The following is a 17,123-nucleotide window of genomic DNA, read 5'->3' as shown; positions in this document are numbered from 1 at the left end:
GGTTCTACCTCAGCTTCAGGGTGGCAAGACCGATCAACACGAGGATGACGGTGATAATCCAGAAACGGACAATCACGCGTGGCTCGGGCCAGCCCTTGAGTTCAAAGTGGTGATGAATCGGCGCCATGCGAAACACCCGCTTACCGGTCAACTTGAACGAAGCGACCTGAATAACCACCGACAGGGTTTCCATCACGAACACACCGCCCATGATGAACAGCACGATTTCCTGACGCACGATGACCGCGATGGTGCCCAAGGCTGCGCCCAGCGCCAGTGCGCCGACGTCACCCATAAATACTTGTGCGGGGTAGGTGTTGAACCACAGAAAGCCAAGACCGGCGCCAATCAGTGCGCCGCAGAACACAATCAGTTCACCTGCGCCCGGGACATACGGGATCAGCAGGTAGTCAGCGAATTTCAGGTTACCCGACAAGTAGCAGAAAATACCCAGCGCACCGCCGACCATCACGGTTGGCATGATGGCCAGGCCGTCGAGACCGTCAGTCAGGTTGACTGCGTTGCTCGAGCCCACAATCACGAAATAGGTCAGCACCACGAAACCGATGCCCAACGGAATGCTGGCGCCTTTAAGGAACGGCAGGATCAACGTGGTTTCGACTGCGCTGGGCGCCGTCATGTACAAGAAGATCGCAGCAGCGAGGCCGAACACCGACTGCCAGAAATACTTCCAGCGGCTTGGAAGGCCGCGAGAGTTCTTTTCGATCACCTTGCGGTAGTCGTCTACCCAGCCAATGGCGCCGAACAGCAGGGTCACCAGCATCACCACCCACACGTAGCGGTTGCTCAGGTCAGCCCACAACAAGGTGCTGACGGTAATGGCCGACAGGATCAGTGCACCGCCCATGGTTGGGGTGCCGGATTTGGACAGGTGCGATTGCGGGCCGTCGTTACGAACCGATTGACCGATTTGACGGTTTTGCAGGGTGCGGATCATCCACGGCCCAAGGCACAGCGACAACGACAACGCAGTCAGTACCCCAAGAATCCCGCGCAGGGACAAGTACTGGAAGACTGCAAAGCCCTTGTAGAACTGTTGTAGATACTCCGCTAGAAGCAGCAGCATTAATGTTTCTCCCCGCTGGAACCGCACAGCGCCGCAACGACGTTTTCCATCGCTGCGCTGCGCGAACCCTTGATCAAAATAGTGGTGTTTGTTTCTTGCTCGGTGCGAAGCGCCTTGATCAGGTCAGCCTGATTGGCGAAGTGACGAGCTTGGTGTCCAAATGCTGCGACGGCATGAGCCATCAGTGGCCCCACCGCGTAGAGCGCTGAAACCTTGTCGGCGGCGTAAGCGCCTACTTCACGATGCCCTTGCTCTGCCCACTCACCCAGCTCGCCGATATCTCCGAGCACCAGGACGGTACGACCGGAAAAGCCGGCGAGTATATCAACGGCAGCGCACATTGAGGTGGGGTTTGCGTTGTAAGTGTCATCAATAATTCGCAAACCTGTGACAGTCAGTTGCGCAACGGCACGCCCTTTAACCGGCAACACAGCTTCGAGGCCGGTTTTGATCCCGAACAAGGACACACCCAGCGCATAAGCAGCTGCTGCTGCAGCCAGAGCGTTGGCCACGTTATGACTGCCCAGCAGGTTCAATTGAACCTGCTCGACACCCAGCGGGGTGTGCATTTTGAAGCCTTGGCAGCCGCGCGCATCACGGGCCAGATCGCTGGCGTAAAAGTCAGCCTGGGCATTGTCCAGCGAGAAACTCAGCACCTTGCGCCCTGCGGCACGGGCCTGCCAGATGCCAAATGCCTTGTCGTCCAGATTCAGAACGGCGATGCCATCGGCATCCAGCCCTTCGATAATTTCACCTTTGGCCTCGACGATTTTCTCAGGCCCGCCGAACTCACCCACGTGTGCAGTGCCGGCATTGTTCAGCACGGCGACACGCGGCTGGGTCATGGCAACGGTGTACGCGATTTCGCCGATGCGCGACGCACCCAGTTCAATCACGGCCGCAGTGTGTTCCAGCGTCAGTTCGAGCAGGGTAAGCGGCACGCCCAGATCGTTATTCAAATTGCCTTTGGTCGCCAGCACCGGGCCACGGGTGCGCAGGATGCAGGCCAGCATTTCTTTAACGGTGGTCTTGCCGCTGGAGCCGGTAATCGCCGCGACAGGCTTGTCGAAGCCGCGACGGTTCAGTGCGCCCAATTGGCCCAAGGCTTCACGGGTATTCTTGACCACCAATTGTGGCAACGTTGACTCAGGCACTTCGCGCTCAACCAGCGCGGCAACAGCACCTTTGGCTGCGACTTCATTCAAGTAGTCATGACCATCAAAACGCGGACCTGTCAGGGCGATAAACAACTGGTTCTGAGTAATGGCGCGGCTGTCGATGCTGACGCCATTGAATCGGCTGTCTGCGCTGACCAGACGACCGTTCAGGGTGGCAGCGATTTCGCTTAATAGAAGAGGCTTAAGCATGAGTAACCTCCCAGGCAGACAGGGCTTTGGCGGCTTCGACCAGGTCAGAGAAGTCATGGCGCTCGCCGTTGATTTCCTGATAGTCCTCGTGACCTTTACCAGCCAGCACGATGACGTCTTCAGCGCGGGCATTGGCGATGATCTGCGCAATGGCTGCGCCACGACCGGCAACGAAAACCACCTTGTCGGCATCCGTAAAACCGGCACGAATATCAGTAAAAATCTGCGCTGGGTCTTCGGTGCGCGGGTTGTCGTCGGTTACCAGCACCGCGTCAGCCAAACGCTCAACCACCTCAGCCATTAATGGGCGCTTACCGCGATCACGGTCGCCGCCGCAGCCGAACAGGCAGTGCAATTGGCCTTTTGCGTGAGGGCGCAGTGCGAGCAGCACTTTTTCCAGCGCATCCGGGGTATGGGCGTAATCGACCACCACCAACGGCTTGGCACCGCCGCCCAAACGTTGCATACGTCCGACCGGGCCTTCCAGCTTGGGCAGCACGTTAAGAATTTCGTCGAGCGCGTAGTCAAGACCGAGCAACGCGCCAACGGCGGCCAGCACATTGCTCAGGTTAAAACGGCCTAGCAAGGTGCTGCGCAAATGGTGTTCGCCTTGTGGCGTCACCAGGGTGGCGCGCACACCCTCGTCATCAAAGCTCGCTTCGCGGCAATAGAGATAGGCGCTGCTGTCTTCGAGGCTGTAACTGATCAGGCGCGATTCGAGTTTTTCAGCAGCCAGTTGGCGACCGAACTCATCGTCCAGATTGAGCACCCGGCAACGCAGGTTTGGCCAGGCAAACAGCTTGGCCTTGGCCGCGGCGTAAGCCTCCATGGTGCCGTGATAGTCCAGGTGATCGCGGGACAAGTTGGTCAGCACGGCCACGTCAAACGCCAGCGCACTGACTCGACCCTGATCCAGACCGTGGGACGACACTTCCATGGCCACGGCTTTGGCACCGGCCTTTTTCAGGTCGGCCAACATGGCCTGCACGGCAATCGGGTCTGGCGTGGTGTGGCGACCGCTTTGCAACGCACCATAAAAACCGGTACCCAGGGTGCCGACGATGCCGCAGTGCTGACCGAGCAAATCCAGCGCTTGGGCGACCAGTTGGGTCACGCTGGTTTTACCGTTGGTTCCGGTGACGCCCACGAGGTTCAGGTGATGGCTCGGCTCGCCATAAAAGCGTCCGGCGATGTCTGAAAGCTGGGCCGCCAGACCTTTGACCGGAATTAAGGGCACAGGAGTAATAGGCAGCACAGAGGCGCCGTCTACTTCATAGGCAACGGCTGCAGCACCGCGTTTCAAGGCGTCGCTGATGTGTTCACGACCGTCAAGCTTGCCACCCGGTACTGCGAGGAACAGATCACCCGCGCGTACATTGCGGCTGTCGAGGGTCATTTCACGGATCAGCAAGTCGTGACCTGCGTGAGGGAAAATCTTGTTCAGGCTCAGGGACATTAGCCGCGCCCTCCTTTGGCTGCGGCAGCTGTTGCCGCCGCTTGTTGCTCAGCTGCCGTTGGCAGGTTGTCGGGTGTGACGTTCATCAGGCGCAAAGTTCCTGACATCACCTTGCTGAACACTGGCGCCGATACCAGACCACCGAAGTAGCCCGCTTTGCTCGGTTCATCAATCACGACCACGATCGCGTAACGCGGGTCGCTCATCGGACCAAAGCCGGCGAACAGGGAGCGGTAAGAGTTAACGGCGTAGCCTTTGACGCCGCCGGACGATGTTTTACGCGCAGTACCGGACTTGCCACCGACGTGGTAAGCCGGAACCTTGGCTCGCCAAACGCCACGCGGGTTTTCGATCACTTCCTGAAGCATGCCCTGCAAGGTCTTGGCGACCTGCTCCGGCATGACTTGCGTGGCCTGGACGGGCTTGTCCTTATCCGTCTTGAGCAAGGTCAGCGGCGCCAACTTGCCGTTGTTGGCCAACGCCGAGAACGCGTGAACCAATTGGATCGCCGTCACAGAAACACCGTAGCCGTAAGACAAGGTGGCGGTTTCGGCCTTGCGCCACTCACGGTAGTTAGGCAGGTTACCGACGCGCTCGCCCGGGAACCCCAGACCGGTGTCTTGGCCCAGGCCCATTTTGGCCATCTGACGAAAAATCGCTTCGCCACCGATATCGAAGGCGACTTTACTCATGCCCACGTTACTGGAGTTGATCAAAATGCCAGTCAGGTCGAGGACCGGACCTTCGGTACGCGATACGTCACGAATGGTGTATTTGCCCAGTTGCAGGGTGCCCGGGTACACCTCGACTTTGTCGGTCGGTTTCCAGCGGCCGGTTTCCAGCGCCGCACTCATCGAAATCGGCTTTACCGTTGAACCCGGCTCAAACACGTCAATCATGGCGCGGTTACGCATCATCGCCGGTTGCAGGTTACGACGGTTGTTCGGGTTGTAGGTCGGTTGGTTGACCATGGCCAGAATTTCGCCGGTCTTCACGTCCATGATCACCAGGCTGCCAGCCTTTGCACCGTTTTCGACCAGCGCATTGCGCAGCTCACGGTTGGCCAGGTATTGCAGGCGCAGGTCAATTGACAACGCCAAGGTCTTCCCTGCCTTGGCGTTTTTGGTCACCTGGATGTCTTTGATCAGACGCCCACGTCGGTCCTTGATGACCTGTCGCTTGCCCGGCACGCCGGCCAGCCACTCGTCATAGGCCAGTTCGACGCCTTCGCGCCCTTTGTCGTCAATGTCGGTAAAGCCAACCATGTGCGCGGTCACTTCACCCGCTGGGTAGAAGCGGCGGAACTCTTCAATGCCATAAACGCCCGGCACCTTGAGGTCGAGCACGACTTGGCCCTGCTCAGGGGTCAGCCCCCGAACAAGGTAGATGAATTCTTTATTGGCTTGCTGCTCAAGGCGCGCAGTCAGCACCTTCGGGTCTTGCCCGAGCGCGTGCGCCAACGCTGGCCAGCGGTCTTTAGCGGCCTGCATTTCCTTGGCATTAGCCCACAGCGTGGTAACCGGCGTACTGACCGCTAACGGCTCGCCATTACGATCGGTAATCAACCCGCGGTGTGCCGGAATAGTGATGTGACGCAAGCTACGGGCATCGCCCTGACCTTTGAGGAAGTCGTGGTCGATGACCTGCAAGTAGACAATTTGGCAGGCGATCGCGCCCACCAGCAGTGCCAGCAGTGCCAGCACCACGCGAAAACGCCACGGATAAAGTGCGCCTTCGAGTTTGATCATGGCGCCACCATCCGAACTTCTGCTGCACCCGGGATGTGCATTTTCAGCTGTTCGCTGGCCAGGGTTTCGATACGGCTATGCGCGGTCCAGGTGCTTTGCTCCAGGATCAAACGCCCCCATTCGGCCTGAGCCTTGTCACGTACACTCAGCTCCCCGTACAGGGTGTTGAGCAATTGACGGTTCCAGTGCGCGCTGTAAGCAACGCCCACAGCCGAAATCAGCACGGCAATAAACAGCAGCAGCATGAAGAAACTTCCGCCGGGAAGTGGTTTAGCGTAAAGCTTGTTCAACGAAGCTTCTCCGCGACGCGCATGACAGCGCTGCGCGAGCGCGGGTTGGCTTTAAGCTCTTTATCGGAGGCAGTCAGTGCCTTGCCATGAATTTTGATTTTCGGAACAAACGCAACGTGCTGAATCGGCAGGTCGCGAGGAAGGTTGTCTGACTCGCCCTTGACCAGTTTGCGCATGAACTGCTTGACGATACGGTCTTCCAGGGAATGAAAACTGATGACAACCAGACGGCCGCCGATTTCCAGCGATTCCAATGCAGCTTCAAGGCCCGCTTCCAGATCACCCAATTCGTTATTGACGTGAATGCGTAAGCCCTGGAACGTACGGGTTGCCGGGTTCTTGCCCTTTTCCCACGCAGGGTTGGCTACCTTCAGGACTTCTGCAAGGTCAGCCGTACGCTCGAATGGCTTGCTTTCACGCCGATCCACAACTGCGCCCGCCATACGCCATGCGTGACGCTCTTCGCCATATTCTTTGAAGACTCGGGCTATTTCTTCACGGGACGCAGTGTTAACGAATTCAGCCGCGCTTACACCTTGGGCAGGGTTCATTCGCATGTCTAACGGGCCGTCGTTCATGAAACTGAAGCCGCGCTGCGGGTCGTCGAGCTGAGGCGAAGACACGCCCAGGTCGAGCAGGACACCGCTGACTTTACCGGCCAGGCCGCGCCCGGAAATTTCGGCTCCCATTTCTGCAAAACTACGCTGCACAATGACAAAGCGGCCGTCTTCGGCCGCTAGCGCTTGCCCCGTGGCAATCGCTTGTGGATCTTTATCAAACCCGAGAAGACGCCCCTCAGGACCCAGCTTCTGGAGTATCAAGCGGCTATGTCCGCCGCGACCGAAGGTGCCATCCAGATAGCATCCATCAGGACGTACGGCGAGAGCCTCTACGGCTTCATCGAGCAATACGGTGATGTGGTTGAAGTCGCTATCAATAGTCACAGGATTAAATCACGCAGTTCATCAGGCATCGCGCCCGGTTGTTGAATGGCTGCAAGGTCAGCGGCAGAAACAGCTTCCCAGGCATCCTCGTCCCACAGTTGAAACTTGTTCAGTTGGCCCACCAACATCGCGCGCTTGTCCAACTTGGCATACTCACGCAAACGCGGCGGCACCAGAAAACGACCACTGCCATCGAGTTCGAGGTCGACGGCATTACCAATCAACAGACGTTGCAAACGGCGGTTTTCTTCACGCAACGAAGGCAACGCCCGCAGCTTGGTTTCAATCAATTCCCACTCATCGAGCGGGTACACACATAAGCAGGGATCCACCGCATCAATGGTCACGATCAGTTGCCCGGAGCTTCTCGAAATCAGCTCGTCGCGGTACCGGCTCGGCATTGCGAGACGGCCCTTGGCATCGAGACTGATTGCGTTGGCTCCGCGAAACACGAGGCGTCACTCCAAAAATTAGCGTTTTACGTTTAAAAAACCCACTTTCTGCCACTTTTCGCCACTTGTGCACACTATAGGAATGCGCCCACCACACCGTCAAGGCGCGGCCCCAAGGAAAATCCTTACATTACTGAGATTTAGGAGAGTAAATAGACGTACAGCAATAAGCGGAGGTGTTCGATCACGTGCCATAAGCTGCTAATTCAATGCTTCGGAGTTCAAACTTAAAGTGATCTGTTAAGAGTAAGAACTTTTTGGCATTAGGTTGCCGTTCTTCTTGCAAATAAAGCGAGGGGGGGGGATTGGAGCGAGCATTTCAAGAATGCCTATCTGCTTGCGAAACAAGCAGGAGAAAAAAGGTGGAGAGTCGATCTGTAAGCCGGGTTCTGTCTTGAACAGTCATTCGTCTACGATGGCCATCACTGGACATCTTTAGCAACCTACCCGGTCCCAGCGCGGGCCACGCCTTGGGACCCTATTTGGTCTTGCTGTGGCACTTTCCGTAGGCTCACGCCTCCCAGGCATTACCTGGCACTTCGCCCTATGGAGCCCGGACTTTCCTCCCCCCCCTAATTTTCATAGAGGGCAGCGACTGTCCAATCGACTCTCCGGCGCGAAGATTAACTGTACAGAGCGTATAGAACAAGCTTTAAAAGCGGCACACTACGTTCAACATCTAACCTCGGCGCCTTTACATATAGGCCTGACTGCAACAATAAGGGCTAAGTGCCACTACTGCTTACTCTGTTTTCTGCTTCCCAAGTGCAACTTGGTACAACACATTTTTGCGCTCGCCAGTTATTTCAGCAGCCAATGCAGCAGCGCGCTTGAGTGGCATTTCTTTAAGCAGCAGATCAAGAATGCGCATTGCTTCACTGCTCACCACCTCATCGGTGTCGGGCGCGGTCCAGCCTGCAACCAGCACGACACACTCGCCGCGCTGTTGATTGCTGTCAGATTCTACAAAAGCGCGCAGCTCGGACAACGGCAAGCCCTTGAGTGTTTCGAAGGTCTTGGTCAGCTCCCGCGCCAGCAATGCCGGGCGATCTGCGCCAAACACCAGCTCCAGGTCTTGCAGGCATTCAAGGATGCGATGCGGCGCCTCGTAGAAAATCAGGGTGCGCGGCTCTTCCTTTAATCGCTCAAGACGCGAACGGCGACCCACGGCCTTAGCCGGCAAGAAGCCTTCAAAGATAAAGCGATCAGAAGGCAACCCGGCGGCCGACAACGCAGCGATCAAGGCGCAAGCGCCTGGCACAGGCACTACCTTGACCCCGGCTGCTCGCGCCTGCCGCACCAGGTGGTAACCCGGATCAGAGATCAGCGGCGTACCCGCATCAGAAATCAACGCCACATCTTCACCGGCCAGTAATCGCTGAATAAAGCGACTGCCTTCATCACGCTCGTTATGTTCGTGACAAGCACCCAGCGGGGTAGTGATGCCAAAATGCTGCATCAAACGCAGGGAGTGACGCGTGTCTTCGGCCGCGATCAACGACACCTCGCGCAACACTTTAAGCGCACGCGCACTGATGTCGTCCAGGTTACCGATGGGCGTGGCCACCACATAAAGTGAGCCGACAACGGAATTCAAAGCACCTGGAGCAGTCAAAACGCGCACCTCATTAGAGTTAAAGGCGCCATTGTAGCGCGTAGAACCCTGCTGAACGCACCCTCCAGACACGCTCAAAAGCGTCAATCTGGAAAACACCGCGCCACAATGGACAGAAGTCATCTAAATTTAAGCTTTATCACCAGTAACATCGCGCCCCGGCCAGCGCTTGGGTACACTTCCCCCCTCATTTGATCGAGTATCAGGAACACTACATGATCGCTTGCCTGCGGCTGTTCACTGCCCTCTGCCTCGCTGCCTTGTTGGCGGCTTGCGCCAGCTCGCCCTCATCCAGCCTTGGCGAACTCCCACGTACGCCCGATGCCAGCCTTGAGCAGCTGCTGCAACAGGCCTCTGCGAGCAAGGACCCGGAAAAGGCGGCACTGCTGCGCCTATCCGCAACCGACCTTGCAATGCGCCAAAAAGACAACCAGCGCGCAGCGCAAATCCTGGCGCAGGTCCCGCTGGACACACTCAAACCTGCACAACAGGTTTTTGCCAGCACCCTGGCCGCAGAACTGGCGATGAGCCGTAACCAGCCCAAAGACGCGCTGACCGCCCTGAACCACCCAAGCGTATCGCGCCTCAATGAGATGCCAGCCGACTTGCAAGTGCGCACACATGTGGTTCATGCACGCGCTCTGGAGGCCGACGGTCAGAACCTGGCCGCCGCCCGCGAACGCGCCGCCATGAGCCAGATCCTGACCGGCGATGCTGCCAACAGCAATAACGAAGCCATTTGGGCACTGGTCGCTGCACTGCCGGCTGAACAACTGCGTACGCCTGATACAGGCGTGATGGGCGGCTGGATGTCCTTGGCCCTCGCTGTCAAAAGCGCCTCCAGCCTGCAAGATCAACAAAACGCTATTGATCAATGGCGCGCGCAAAACCCGACGCACCCGGCAGCTACCCAGTTGCCCGCGCCTTTGCTCAAGCTCAAAGAACTGGCCAGCCAGCCGCTGAACAAAATCGCCCTGCTGCTCCCCCAGGACGGCCAACTGGCCTCTGTGAGCAAAGCACTGCGCGATGGCTTTATGGCTGCGCACTATCAAGCACAGCAAGCCGGCCAGAACCCGCCGAGCATTCAGTTCTATGACAGCTCACGCCTGACCTCGCTGGACGACTTCTATCGCAAGGCTCAAGCCGATGGCGTGCAACTGGTGGTTGGCCCACTGGAAAAGTCACTGGTCAAGCAATTGAACACTCGCTCCCAACTGCCGATTCCTACCTTGGCCCTTAACTACAGCGAAGGCGCACAAGGCCCTGCGCAATTGTTTCAATTTGGCCTGGCCGCTGAAGACGAAGCACGCGAAGTTGCACGCCGCGCACACGCTGACGGCCTGACCCGCGCTGGCGCCATTGTGCCGCAAGGCGAATGGGGCGATCGGGTACTCAAGGCGTTCCGTCAGGAATGGGAAGCCAATGGCGGCACCGTCGTTGGCATCGAACACATCGACAAGCCTGTTGCACTGGCCCAGCAAGTCGCCGATCTGGTGCAACTGCGAAATGCCGGTGGTTCTGGCCAGCCTTCGCGTCGTCAGGACATGGAGTTCATCTTCCTGGCTGCAACGCCCCAGCAAGCCCAACAGATCAAGCCAACGCTCAACTATCAGTACGCGGGTGACGTTCCGGTTTACGCCACATCTCACGTGTTCAGTGCCAGCGGCGACCAAAACCAGTACAAAGACATGAACGGCATCCGTTTTTGCGAAACCCCTTGGCTGCTCGACACTGCAAACCCGTTGCGCCAACAAGTGACCGCACAATGGCCACAAGCCGGTGGTAGCCTGGGCCGCCTGTACGCCATGGGTGTAGACGCTTATCGACTGACTTCTAGACTGGAGCAACTCAAGGCCCTGCCCGACAACCGGATTGACGGCCTGTCAGGCAGCCTGAGCATGAGCCAACAGCAACATATTCAACGCCAGTTGCCATGGGCTGAGTTCGTTAATGGTCAGGTTCAACGCCTGCCCGACACCCCAAACTGATGCCCGAACGCTCAAGCCAGCAAACAGGCAAAGATGCCGAGCGCACTGCGCTGCGGCATCTTGAGCAACACGGTTTACGCTTGCTGGCGCAGAACTGGCTATGCAAGCGCGGCGAGCTGGATCTGGTCATGCTCGACGGCGATACAGTAGTATTCGTCGAAGTTCGTTACCGACAACATGCGCAATGGGGCGGCGCACTAGCCAGCGTTGACGCACGCAAGCGTCAAAAGCTGATACTGGCCGCTCAGTATTTCTTGCAACGCGAATCGCGCTGGGCCAACCACCCCTGTCGATTTGACGTCGTAGCCATGGATAGCGCGGCACCCCATTTGAACTGGCTACGGAATGCCTTTGACAGCTAAAGCGCTGCCTGGCCTATTCCAGCACCCTTTTTACTCAACGATTTTGCTTTGCTTTGCGGGCTGCACATTTTTGTGCCGGGGAGTCACCCAGGAACACCTGGTTCACGCCCGACCAGCCGCCCTACTTAAGGTCACATAGATGGACATGCAATCCCGAATTCGCCAGCTTTTTCAGGCCAGCATCGATACCAAGCAGCAGGCGATGGAGGTTCTTGCCCCTCACATCGAGCAAGCCAGCCAAGTGATGGTTAACGCCCTGCTCAACGAAGGCAAAATGCTTTCGTGCGGTAACGGCGGTTCCGCAGGCGACGCCCAGCACTTCTCGTCCGAGCTGCTGAACCGCTTTGAGCGCGAGCGCCCGAGCCTGCCTGCCATTGCACTGACCACAGACAGCTCGACGATTACCTCGATCGCCAATGACTACAGCTTCAACGAGATTTTTTCCAAGCAGATCCGCGCCCTTGGTCAACCTGGCGACGTGCTGCTGGCAATCTCTACCAGCGGTAACTCGGCCAACATCATCCAGGCCATTCAGGCGGCTCACGATCGCGAGATGATCGTGGTTGCCATGACCGGTCGCGATGGCGGCGGCATGGCATCGCTACTGCTGCCTGAAGACGTGGAAATTCGCGTCCCGTCCAATGTCACCGCACGTATTCAAGAAGTCCACCTGCTGGCGATCCACTGCTTGTGCGATCTGATCGACAGCCAACTGTTCGGGAGTGAAGAATGACTTTTAATCGCTTTAGCCTAGTGGCATTGACGCTGTGCCTCGGCCTGACCGCTGGTTGCAGCTCGGTATTGACCGCCACCCGCGACACACCGATTGAAGATGATCGCGGCACTCGCACGTTCGGCAGCAAGATCGACGACTCCCTGATTGAAACCAAAGTGGCCGTCAACGTCGCCAAAGCTAATCCGGACCTTGATAACGGCTCGCACATCGTTGTCACCAGCTACAACGGCATCGTACTCCTGGCCGGGCAAACCCCGCGCGCCGACCTCAAGGCGCAGGCTGAACAAGCAGCTGCGGCTGTGCAACGAGTAAAAAAGGTCAACAACGAACTGCAAGTCATGGCGCCCTCCTCGATTCTGGCGCGCAACAACGATGCGTGGCTGACCACCAAGATCAAGACCCAAATGCTGACTGACAATGGCATTCCGGGTTCACGCATCAAAGTTGTGACTGAAAATGGCATTGTTTACCTGCTTGGTCTGGTTACCAAACAAGAAGCCGCCCGCGCCACCAACCTGGTTCAAAGCGTTTCCGGCGTGCAAAAAATCGTCAAACTCTTCGAATACATCGACTAACCCCCTGCAGGAGCTGCCGCAGGCAAGCCCGGCTCCCACAGGTCTCAAATACCCACAAAAAAGGCGACCTCTTCAGGTCGCCTTTTTGGTTACTTCACCACTTTCAGGCTTGGCCGACCACTAGGTCGTGGCGGCTCAGTACCCGATGGCGGTCCATCATCATCCGGCTCAACCTCGTCATCCGCTTCAAATGCGTCTTCAAGGTCAAACATCATGCCCTGGCCATTCTCCCGAGCGTAAATACCCAGAATGGCCGCAATCGGCACGTACAGCGTGTGTGGCACACCACCAAAACGCCCGTCAAAGCTAACGGCTTCGTTGTCCATGTGCAGATTGCGCACGGCGCTTGGCGATACATTGAGGACTATTTGTCCATCACTGGCAAAACCCTGAGGCACCTGGACCTTCGGGTAGTCAGATTTAACCAGCAAGTGCGGAGTGCAATCGTTATCAACAATCCACTCATACAGCGCACGCACCAGATAAGGTCGACTCGAATTCATCAAGGGCTCCTAAAGCCTTAGCGCATATCGCGTTCGACACCAGACAAGCTTGCCTGGAAAGCCTCACGCGCAAACTGACGCTCCATATAGTCAAGCAGCGGCTTGGCAGGCCGCGGCAATTCAATACCCAATACAGGCAAACGCCAGAGTATCGGCAATAGACAGCAGTCGACCAGACTTTGCTCGTCACTGAGGAAAAAAGGTTTGTCTGCAAATAATGCAGACACGCCTGTCAGGCTCTCTCGCAACTCTTTGCGCGCCTGCACACGTGCAGGTTCCTTGGTGCGCGAGTCGAGAATCAAGTCGACCAGAGCACACCAGTCACGCTGGATACGGTGAATCAGCAAACGGCTATTGGCTCGCGCTACCGGATAGACCGGCAACAACGGCGGATGCGGGTAACGCTCATCCAGATACTCCATTACCACTGTCGACTCCCACAACGCCAGATCACGATCGACCAGGGTTGGCAGGCTGGCGTAGGGGTTCACTTCGATCAGCTTCGGCGGATGACGACCCGCCTCCACGCTAATGATCTCGGCGCTGACACCTTTCTCGGCGAGCACAATGCGTACTCGGTGGGAATAGTGGTCGGCGGGGTCGGAGTAACAGGCCAACCGATTGGTCACGCCCATGGCGGTCCTCCTCGCTTGTAGAAATTATCAGAAGCAGAAAAACGAACGCGCCCAAGAAGCGCCTCCAATAACAGCAGAACCCGGGGAGAACAGATCATCTTGACCTTGCCCTCCCCCCTGTCCTGCACTGTTACCTTTTCAGAGACACCCTTGGGCGCGCACGATTAACAGCAATGCTTGTAACGGTATCAGTGCACATCCTTCCAGTATTCGCGCTTGAGCAGATAAGCGAATACGAAGAAGAAGGCCAGATAGAGCAATACGTAAGTACCGATGCGCTGATGCTCCAGCTTCACCGGGTTAGCCGAGTAGGCCAGGAAGGTCACAAGGTTCTTGATCTTCTCATCGAACTGCTCTTCAGTCAGCGTGCCGGTCTTTGGCAATACTGTCAGCTGGTCGCACGCTTCATGTGTCAAAGGTGTGCCGGTGAGCGGATCATACTGCTTCTTGCCGTCTTCGACGATCTGTACTTGCTTGCAACCGATAACTTGACGCCCTTGCAGCGGCGCAAGCACGTTTGGCATGCCCACATTGGGGAAGACGGTGTTGTTCACCCCCCAAGGGCGCGATGGGTCTTCGTAGAACGAACGCAAGTAACTGTAGAGCCAGTCTGTGCCACGCACACGCGCCACCAGGGTCAAGTCTGGCGGTGCAGCACCGAACCAGGCCTTGGCGTCTTCAGGCTGCATGCCGATGCTCATGTGATCGCCAATCTTGGCACCCGTGAACACCAGATTATTGAGCATGACGTCATGAGGGATACCCAAATCGTCCGCCACGCGCTCATAGCGCTGGAACTTGGCACTGTGACAGCCCATGCAATAGTTGGCGAACGTACGCGCACCATCTTGCAACGCAGCCTTGTCAGAGACATCGATATCGACTTTGTCGAGTGGCACACCCTGTTCGGACGCAAAGGACAGCACAGGCATCAGCGCGAGCATCAATACAGCAAATAGCTTTTTCATCAGCCAGTCACCCTTTCCGGAACCGGTTTGGTCTTCTCAAGCCTGGTGTAGAACGGCATCAGAATGAAGTAGGCGAAGTACAAGAACGTACACACCTGCGACACCAACGTGCGCTCCGGGGTCGGCGCCAGAACACCCAGCACACCCAGAATCACGAACGAAATGCAGAACACCCACAGCCAGATTTTGCTCATCCAGCCTTTGTAGCGCATGGATTTCACAGGGCTGCGGTCCAGCCATGGCAACACGAACAGCACGGCAATCGCAGCGCCCATCGCAATAACGCCCATCAGCTTGTCAGGGATTGCGCGCAAGATCGCGTAGAACGGCGTGAAGTACCAGACAGGGGCAATATGCTCTGGCGTCTTGAAGGCGTTGGCTTGCTCAAAGTTAGGCTTTTCGAGGAAGTAGCCGCCCATTTCCGGAAAGAAGAACACAATTGAACAGAAGATGAACAAGAACACCACGACACCGACAATGTCTTTCACGGTGTAGTACGGATGGAACGGAATTCCGTCTAGCGGGATGCCGTTTTCGTCTTTGTACTTCTTGATATCGACGCCGTCAGGGTTGTTGGAGCCGACTTCGTGCAGGGCCAGAATGTGCAGCACCACCAGTCCCAGAATCACGATGGGCAGGGCCACAACGTGCAGGGCAAAGAAGCGGTTAAGGGTAATCCCGGAGATCAGGTAGTCACCACGAATCCACTGAGTCAGGTCGTTGCCGATCACTGGGATGGCGCCGAACAACGAAATAATGACCTGCGCGCCCCAGTAGGACATTTGCCCCCAGGGCAGCAAGTACCCCATGAACGCTTCTGCCATCAAAGCCAGGTAAATCATCATGCCAAACAGCCAGACCAGCTCGCGCGGCTTCTGATATGAGCCGTAAAGCAAGCCACGGAACATGTGCAGGTAAACCACAATAAAGAACGCCGATGCACCCGTTGAGTGCAGCAAACGCAAAATCGAACCGTATTCGACATCACGCATGATGTATTCGACAGAAGCAAACGCCTCTTCTGCCGACGGCGTGTAGCTCATGGTCAGCCACACACCGGTGACGATCTGGTTAACCAGAACCAACAAGGCAAGGGAGCCGAAAAAGTAGAAAAAGTTGAAATTCTTCGGCGCGTAATATTTGCTGAGGTGGTCTTCCCACATTTTGGTGGCAGGGAAGCGAGCATCAATCCAATCCATGAACTTGCTCATTACGCGTTCTCCCCATCGAGGCCAACGACAACAATATTGTCCGACTCATAATAATAAGGCGGTACGGGCAGGTTCAGCGGAGCAGGCTGGGCCTTGTAAACACGACCAGCCAAATCATAGTGCGAACCATGACAAGGACAGAAATAGCCACCGACCCAATCCTTGCCAAGGTCGGCAGGGGCAACTTCAGGACGGAAAGTGGGCGAGCAGCCCAAGTGGGTGCAAATACCGATCAGCAGCAAAATTTCTGGTTTGATCGATCGCAGCTCTGGGTTTACATAGGTAGGTTGATCAGATTGCTTGGAGTCAGGATCAGCTAGCTGACCTTCAATCTTCTTCAGATTTGCCAGGATCTCATCGGTGCGACGTACGATGAATACAGGCTGACCACGCCATTCAGCAATCATTTGCTGGCCTGGCTCGACCTTCGCAATATTCACCTTTACCGGTGCGCCAGCGGCCTTGGCCTTGGCACTGGGAAACCACGACCCCACGAACGGGACCGCCGCCCCCACCGCTCCTGCAGCACCCACCACGGATGTGGCTGCCACGAGGAAGCGACGCCGGCCGACATTAACGCCGTCATTGCTCATTCCGTCCTCTCCCATCAGCTTTGTGGCCTGTTAAATCAGGCCTCTACTAAGTTGCAAACTTATCTTTATAAAAATTTTGCCGAATGTTAATGAAAAGACCCTACTAAGACAAGGTAATTACCGCTCTGAGTCGGCTACAGCCCTTGCAGCGTAGGCATTTGCTGGATGTGGCACGTTGTCACATCGATAATATTGCGCCCATAAAAAAAGCCCAACTCCGTGAGGAGCTGGGCTTTTTTGAACGAAGCTGCGAATTAACGCTTCGAGTACTGCGGACGCTTACGCGCTTTACGCAGACCGACTTTCTTACGTTCAACTTCACGAGCATCGCGAGTTACGAAGCCAGCTTTGCGCAGTGCGCCACGCAGGGTTTCGTCGTACTGCATCAGAGCGCGAGTGATACCGTGGCGGATTGCGCCAGCTTGACCACTTACACCACCGCCTATAACAGTGACGTAGATGTCGAATTTCTCGACAGTCTCGGTCAATTCCAGCGGCTGACGAACTACCATGCGGGCAGTTTCGCGGCCGAAGAAGTTATCCAGGGAGCGGTTGTTGATGGAGATGTTACCAGTACCCGGACGCAGGAAAAC

At 56.7% G+C, this 17,123-nt stretch carries 18 protein-coding genes and 1 other RNA gene; 4 read left to right on the top strand and 15 right to left on the bottom strand.

Features of this window, described 5'->3' with window-relative positions; all coding sequences use genetic code 11:
• Positions 1-4: 4 nt before the first annotated feature.
• From mraY to rsmI, 9 genes are all read right to left on the bottom strand, one after another.
• Positions 5-1,087 carry a phospho-N-acetylmuramoyl-pentapeptide-transferase gene (gene mraY / locus ACIQYF_RS20060; RefSeq protein ID WP_019408599.1) on the bottom strand — a complete coding sequence of 361 codons (1,083 nt, stop codon included), beginning with the start codon at positions 1,085-1,087 and terminating at the stop codon, positions 5-7.
• Positions 1,087-2,454: a UDP-N-acetylmuramoyl-tripeptide--D-alanyl-D-alanine ligase gene (gene murF, locus ACIQYF_RS20055; RefSeq protein ID WP_402865295.1), complete on the bottom strand. Its 1,368-nt coding sequence runs from the start codon at positions 2,452-2,454 to the stop codon at positions 1,087-1,089. Before murF ends, mraY begins: the two co-directional genes overlap by 1 nt.
• Positions 2,447-3,910 carry a UDP-N-acetylmuramoyl-L-alanyl-D-glutamate--2,6-diaminopimelate ligase gene (murE, locus tag ACIQYF_RS20050; RefSeq protein WP_402865293.1) on the bottom strand — a complete coding sequence of 488 codons (1,464 nt, stop codon included), beginning with the start codon at positions 3,908-3,910 and terminating at the stop codon, positions 2,447-2,449. The genes murF and murE overlap by 8 nt, the downstream gene beginning before the upstream one ends.
• Complete coding sequence (locus tag ACIQYF_RS20045) at positions 3,910-5,658, bottom strand: peptidoglycan D,D-transpeptidase FtsI family protein (protein ID WP_402865291.1); 1,749 nt, start codon at positions 5,656-5,658, stop codon at positions 3,910-3,912. Before ACIQYF_RS20045 ends, murE begins: the two co-directional genes overlap by 1 nt.
• A complete protein-coding gene (gene ftsL, locus ACIQYF_RS20040) occupies positions 5,655-5,948 on the bottom strand; it encodes a cell division protein FtsL (RefSeq protein ID WP_402865289.1) in 294 nt (97 codons plus the stop codon). The genes ACIQYF_RS20045 and ftsL overlap by 4 nt, the downstream gene beginning before the upstream one ends.
• Positions 5,945-6,892 (bottom strand): 16S rRNA (cytosine(1402)-N(4))-methyltransferase RsmH, encoded by a 948-nt coding sequence (gene rsmH, locus ACIQYF_RS20035; RefSeq protein WP_402865287.1) that lies wholly within the window; start codon positions 6,890-6,892, stop codon positions 5,945-5,947. The genes ftsL and rsmH overlap by 4 nt, the downstream gene beginning before the upstream one ends.
• A complete protein-coding gene (gene mraZ, locus ACIQYF_RS20030) occupies positions 6,889-7,344 on the bottom strand; it encodes a division/cell wall cluster transcriptional repressor MraZ (RefSeq protein ID WP_019408593.1) in 456 nt (151 codons plus the stop codon). Before mraZ ends, rsmH begins: the two co-directional genes overlap by 4 nt.
• Before the next feature lie 362 nt (positions 7,345-7,706).
• Positions 7,707-7,955: RNase P RNA component class A (rnpB, locus tag ACIQYF_RS20025), an RNA gene on the bottom strand.
• 131 nt (positions 7,956-8,086) lie between these two features.
• The gene (gene rsmI / locus ACIQYF_RS20020; protein WP_402865420.1) at positions 8,087-8,941 is read right to left on the bottom strand and encodes a 16S rRNA (cytidine(1402)-2'-O)-methyltransferase; all 855 of its coding nucleotides are present in this window, start codon (positions 8,939-8,941) and stop codon (positions 8,087-8,089) included.
• 233 nt (positions 8,942-9,174) lie between these two features.
• Here rsmI and ACIQYF_RS20015 point away from each other — a divergent pair, with 233 nt between their 5' ends.
• The 4 genes from ACIQYF_RS20015 (at position 9,175) to ACIQYF_RS20000 (ending at position 12,620) form a co-directional block, all read left to right on the top strand.
• Positions 9,175-10,947, top strand: coding sequence for a penicillin-binding protein activator (locus ACIQYF_RS20015; protein ID WP_402865285.1), 1,773 nt, complete (start codon positions 9,175-9,177; stop codon positions 10,945-10,947).
• Entirely contained in the window at positions 10,947-11,309 is a 363-nt protein-coding gene (locus ACIQYF_RS20010) for a YraN family protein (protein ID WP_402865283.1), read from the top strand. The genes ACIQYF_RS20015 and ACIQYF_RS20010 overlap by 1 nt, the downstream gene beginning before the upstream one ends.
• Before the next feature lie 139 nt (positions 11,310-11,448).
• A complete protein-coding gene (locus tag ACIQYF_RS20005) occupies positions 11,449-12,042 on the top strand; it encodes a phosphoheptose isomerase (protein ID WP_019408589.1) in 594 nt (197 codons plus the stop codon).
• Positions 12,039-12,620, top strand: a complete 582-nt coding sequence (locus tag ACIQYF_RS20000) for a BON domain-containing protein (RefSeq protein ID WP_402865280.1) — start codon at positions 12,039-12,041, stop codon at positions 12,618-12,620. Before ACIQYF_RS20005 ends, ACIQYF_RS20000 begins: the two co-directional genes overlap by 4 nt.
• A gap of 89 nt (positions 12,621-12,709) precedes the next feature.
• Here ACIQYF_RS20000 and ACIQYF_RS19995 read toward each other — a convergent pair whose 3' ends face one another.
• The 6 genes from ACIQYF_RS19995 to rpsI all read right to left on the bottom strand — a co-directional run.
• Positions 12,710-13,123 (bottom strand): ClpXP protease specificity-enhancing factor, encoded by a 414-nt coding sequence (locus tag ACIQYF_RS19995; RefSeq protein ID WP_402865278.1) that lies wholly within the window; start codon positions 13,121-13,123, stop codon positions 12,710-12,712.
• Between the two features lie 17 nt (positions 13,124-13,140).
• Entirely contained in the window at positions 13,141-13,758 is a 618-nt protein-coding gene (locus ACIQYF_RS19990) for a glutathione S-transferase N-terminal domain-containing protein (RefSeq protein WP_019408586.1), read from the bottom strand.
• Positions 13,759-13,946: 188 nt separating this feature from the next.
• Positions 13,947-14,726, bottom strand: coding sequence for a cytochrome c1 (locus ACIQYF_RS19985; protein WP_402865275.1), 780 nt, complete (start codon positions 14,724-14,726; stop codon positions 13,947-13,949).
• The gene (locus ACIQYF_RS19980; protein WP_402865273.1) at positions 14,726-15,937 is read right to left on the bottom strand and encodes a cytochrome bc complex cytochrome b subunit; all 1,212 of its coding nucleotides are present in this window, start codon (positions 15,935-15,937) and stop codon (positions 14,726-14,728) included. The genes ACIQYF_RS19985 and ACIQYF_RS19980 overlap by 1 nt, the downstream gene beginning before the upstream one ends.
• Positions 15,937-16,530, bottom strand: a complete 594-nt coding sequence (gene petA / locus ACIQYF_RS19975; protein ID WP_402865271.1) for a ubiquinol-cytochrome c reductase iron-sulfur subunit — start codon at positions 16,528-16,530, stop codon at positions 15,937-15,939. The genes ACIQYF_RS19980 and petA overlap by 1 nt, the downstream gene beginning before the upstream one ends.
• Positions 16,531-16,784: 254 nt before the next feature.
• Positions 16,785-17,123: 30S ribosomal protein S9 (gene rpsI, locus ACIQYF_RS19970; RefSeq protein ID WP_237501671.1), on the bottom strand; the 339-nt coding region annotated here is incomplete at its 5' end.

The organism is Pseudomonas sp. NPDC096917 (assembly GCF_044762555.1).
Taxonomy (GTDB): domain Bacteria; phylum Pseudomonadota; class Gammaproteobacteria; order Pseudomonadales; family Pseudomonadaceae; genus Aquipseudomonas.
The sequence above is the reverse complement of the archived record's forward strand: the minus strand, read 5'-3'. Positions and strand labels throughout refer to the sequence as shown.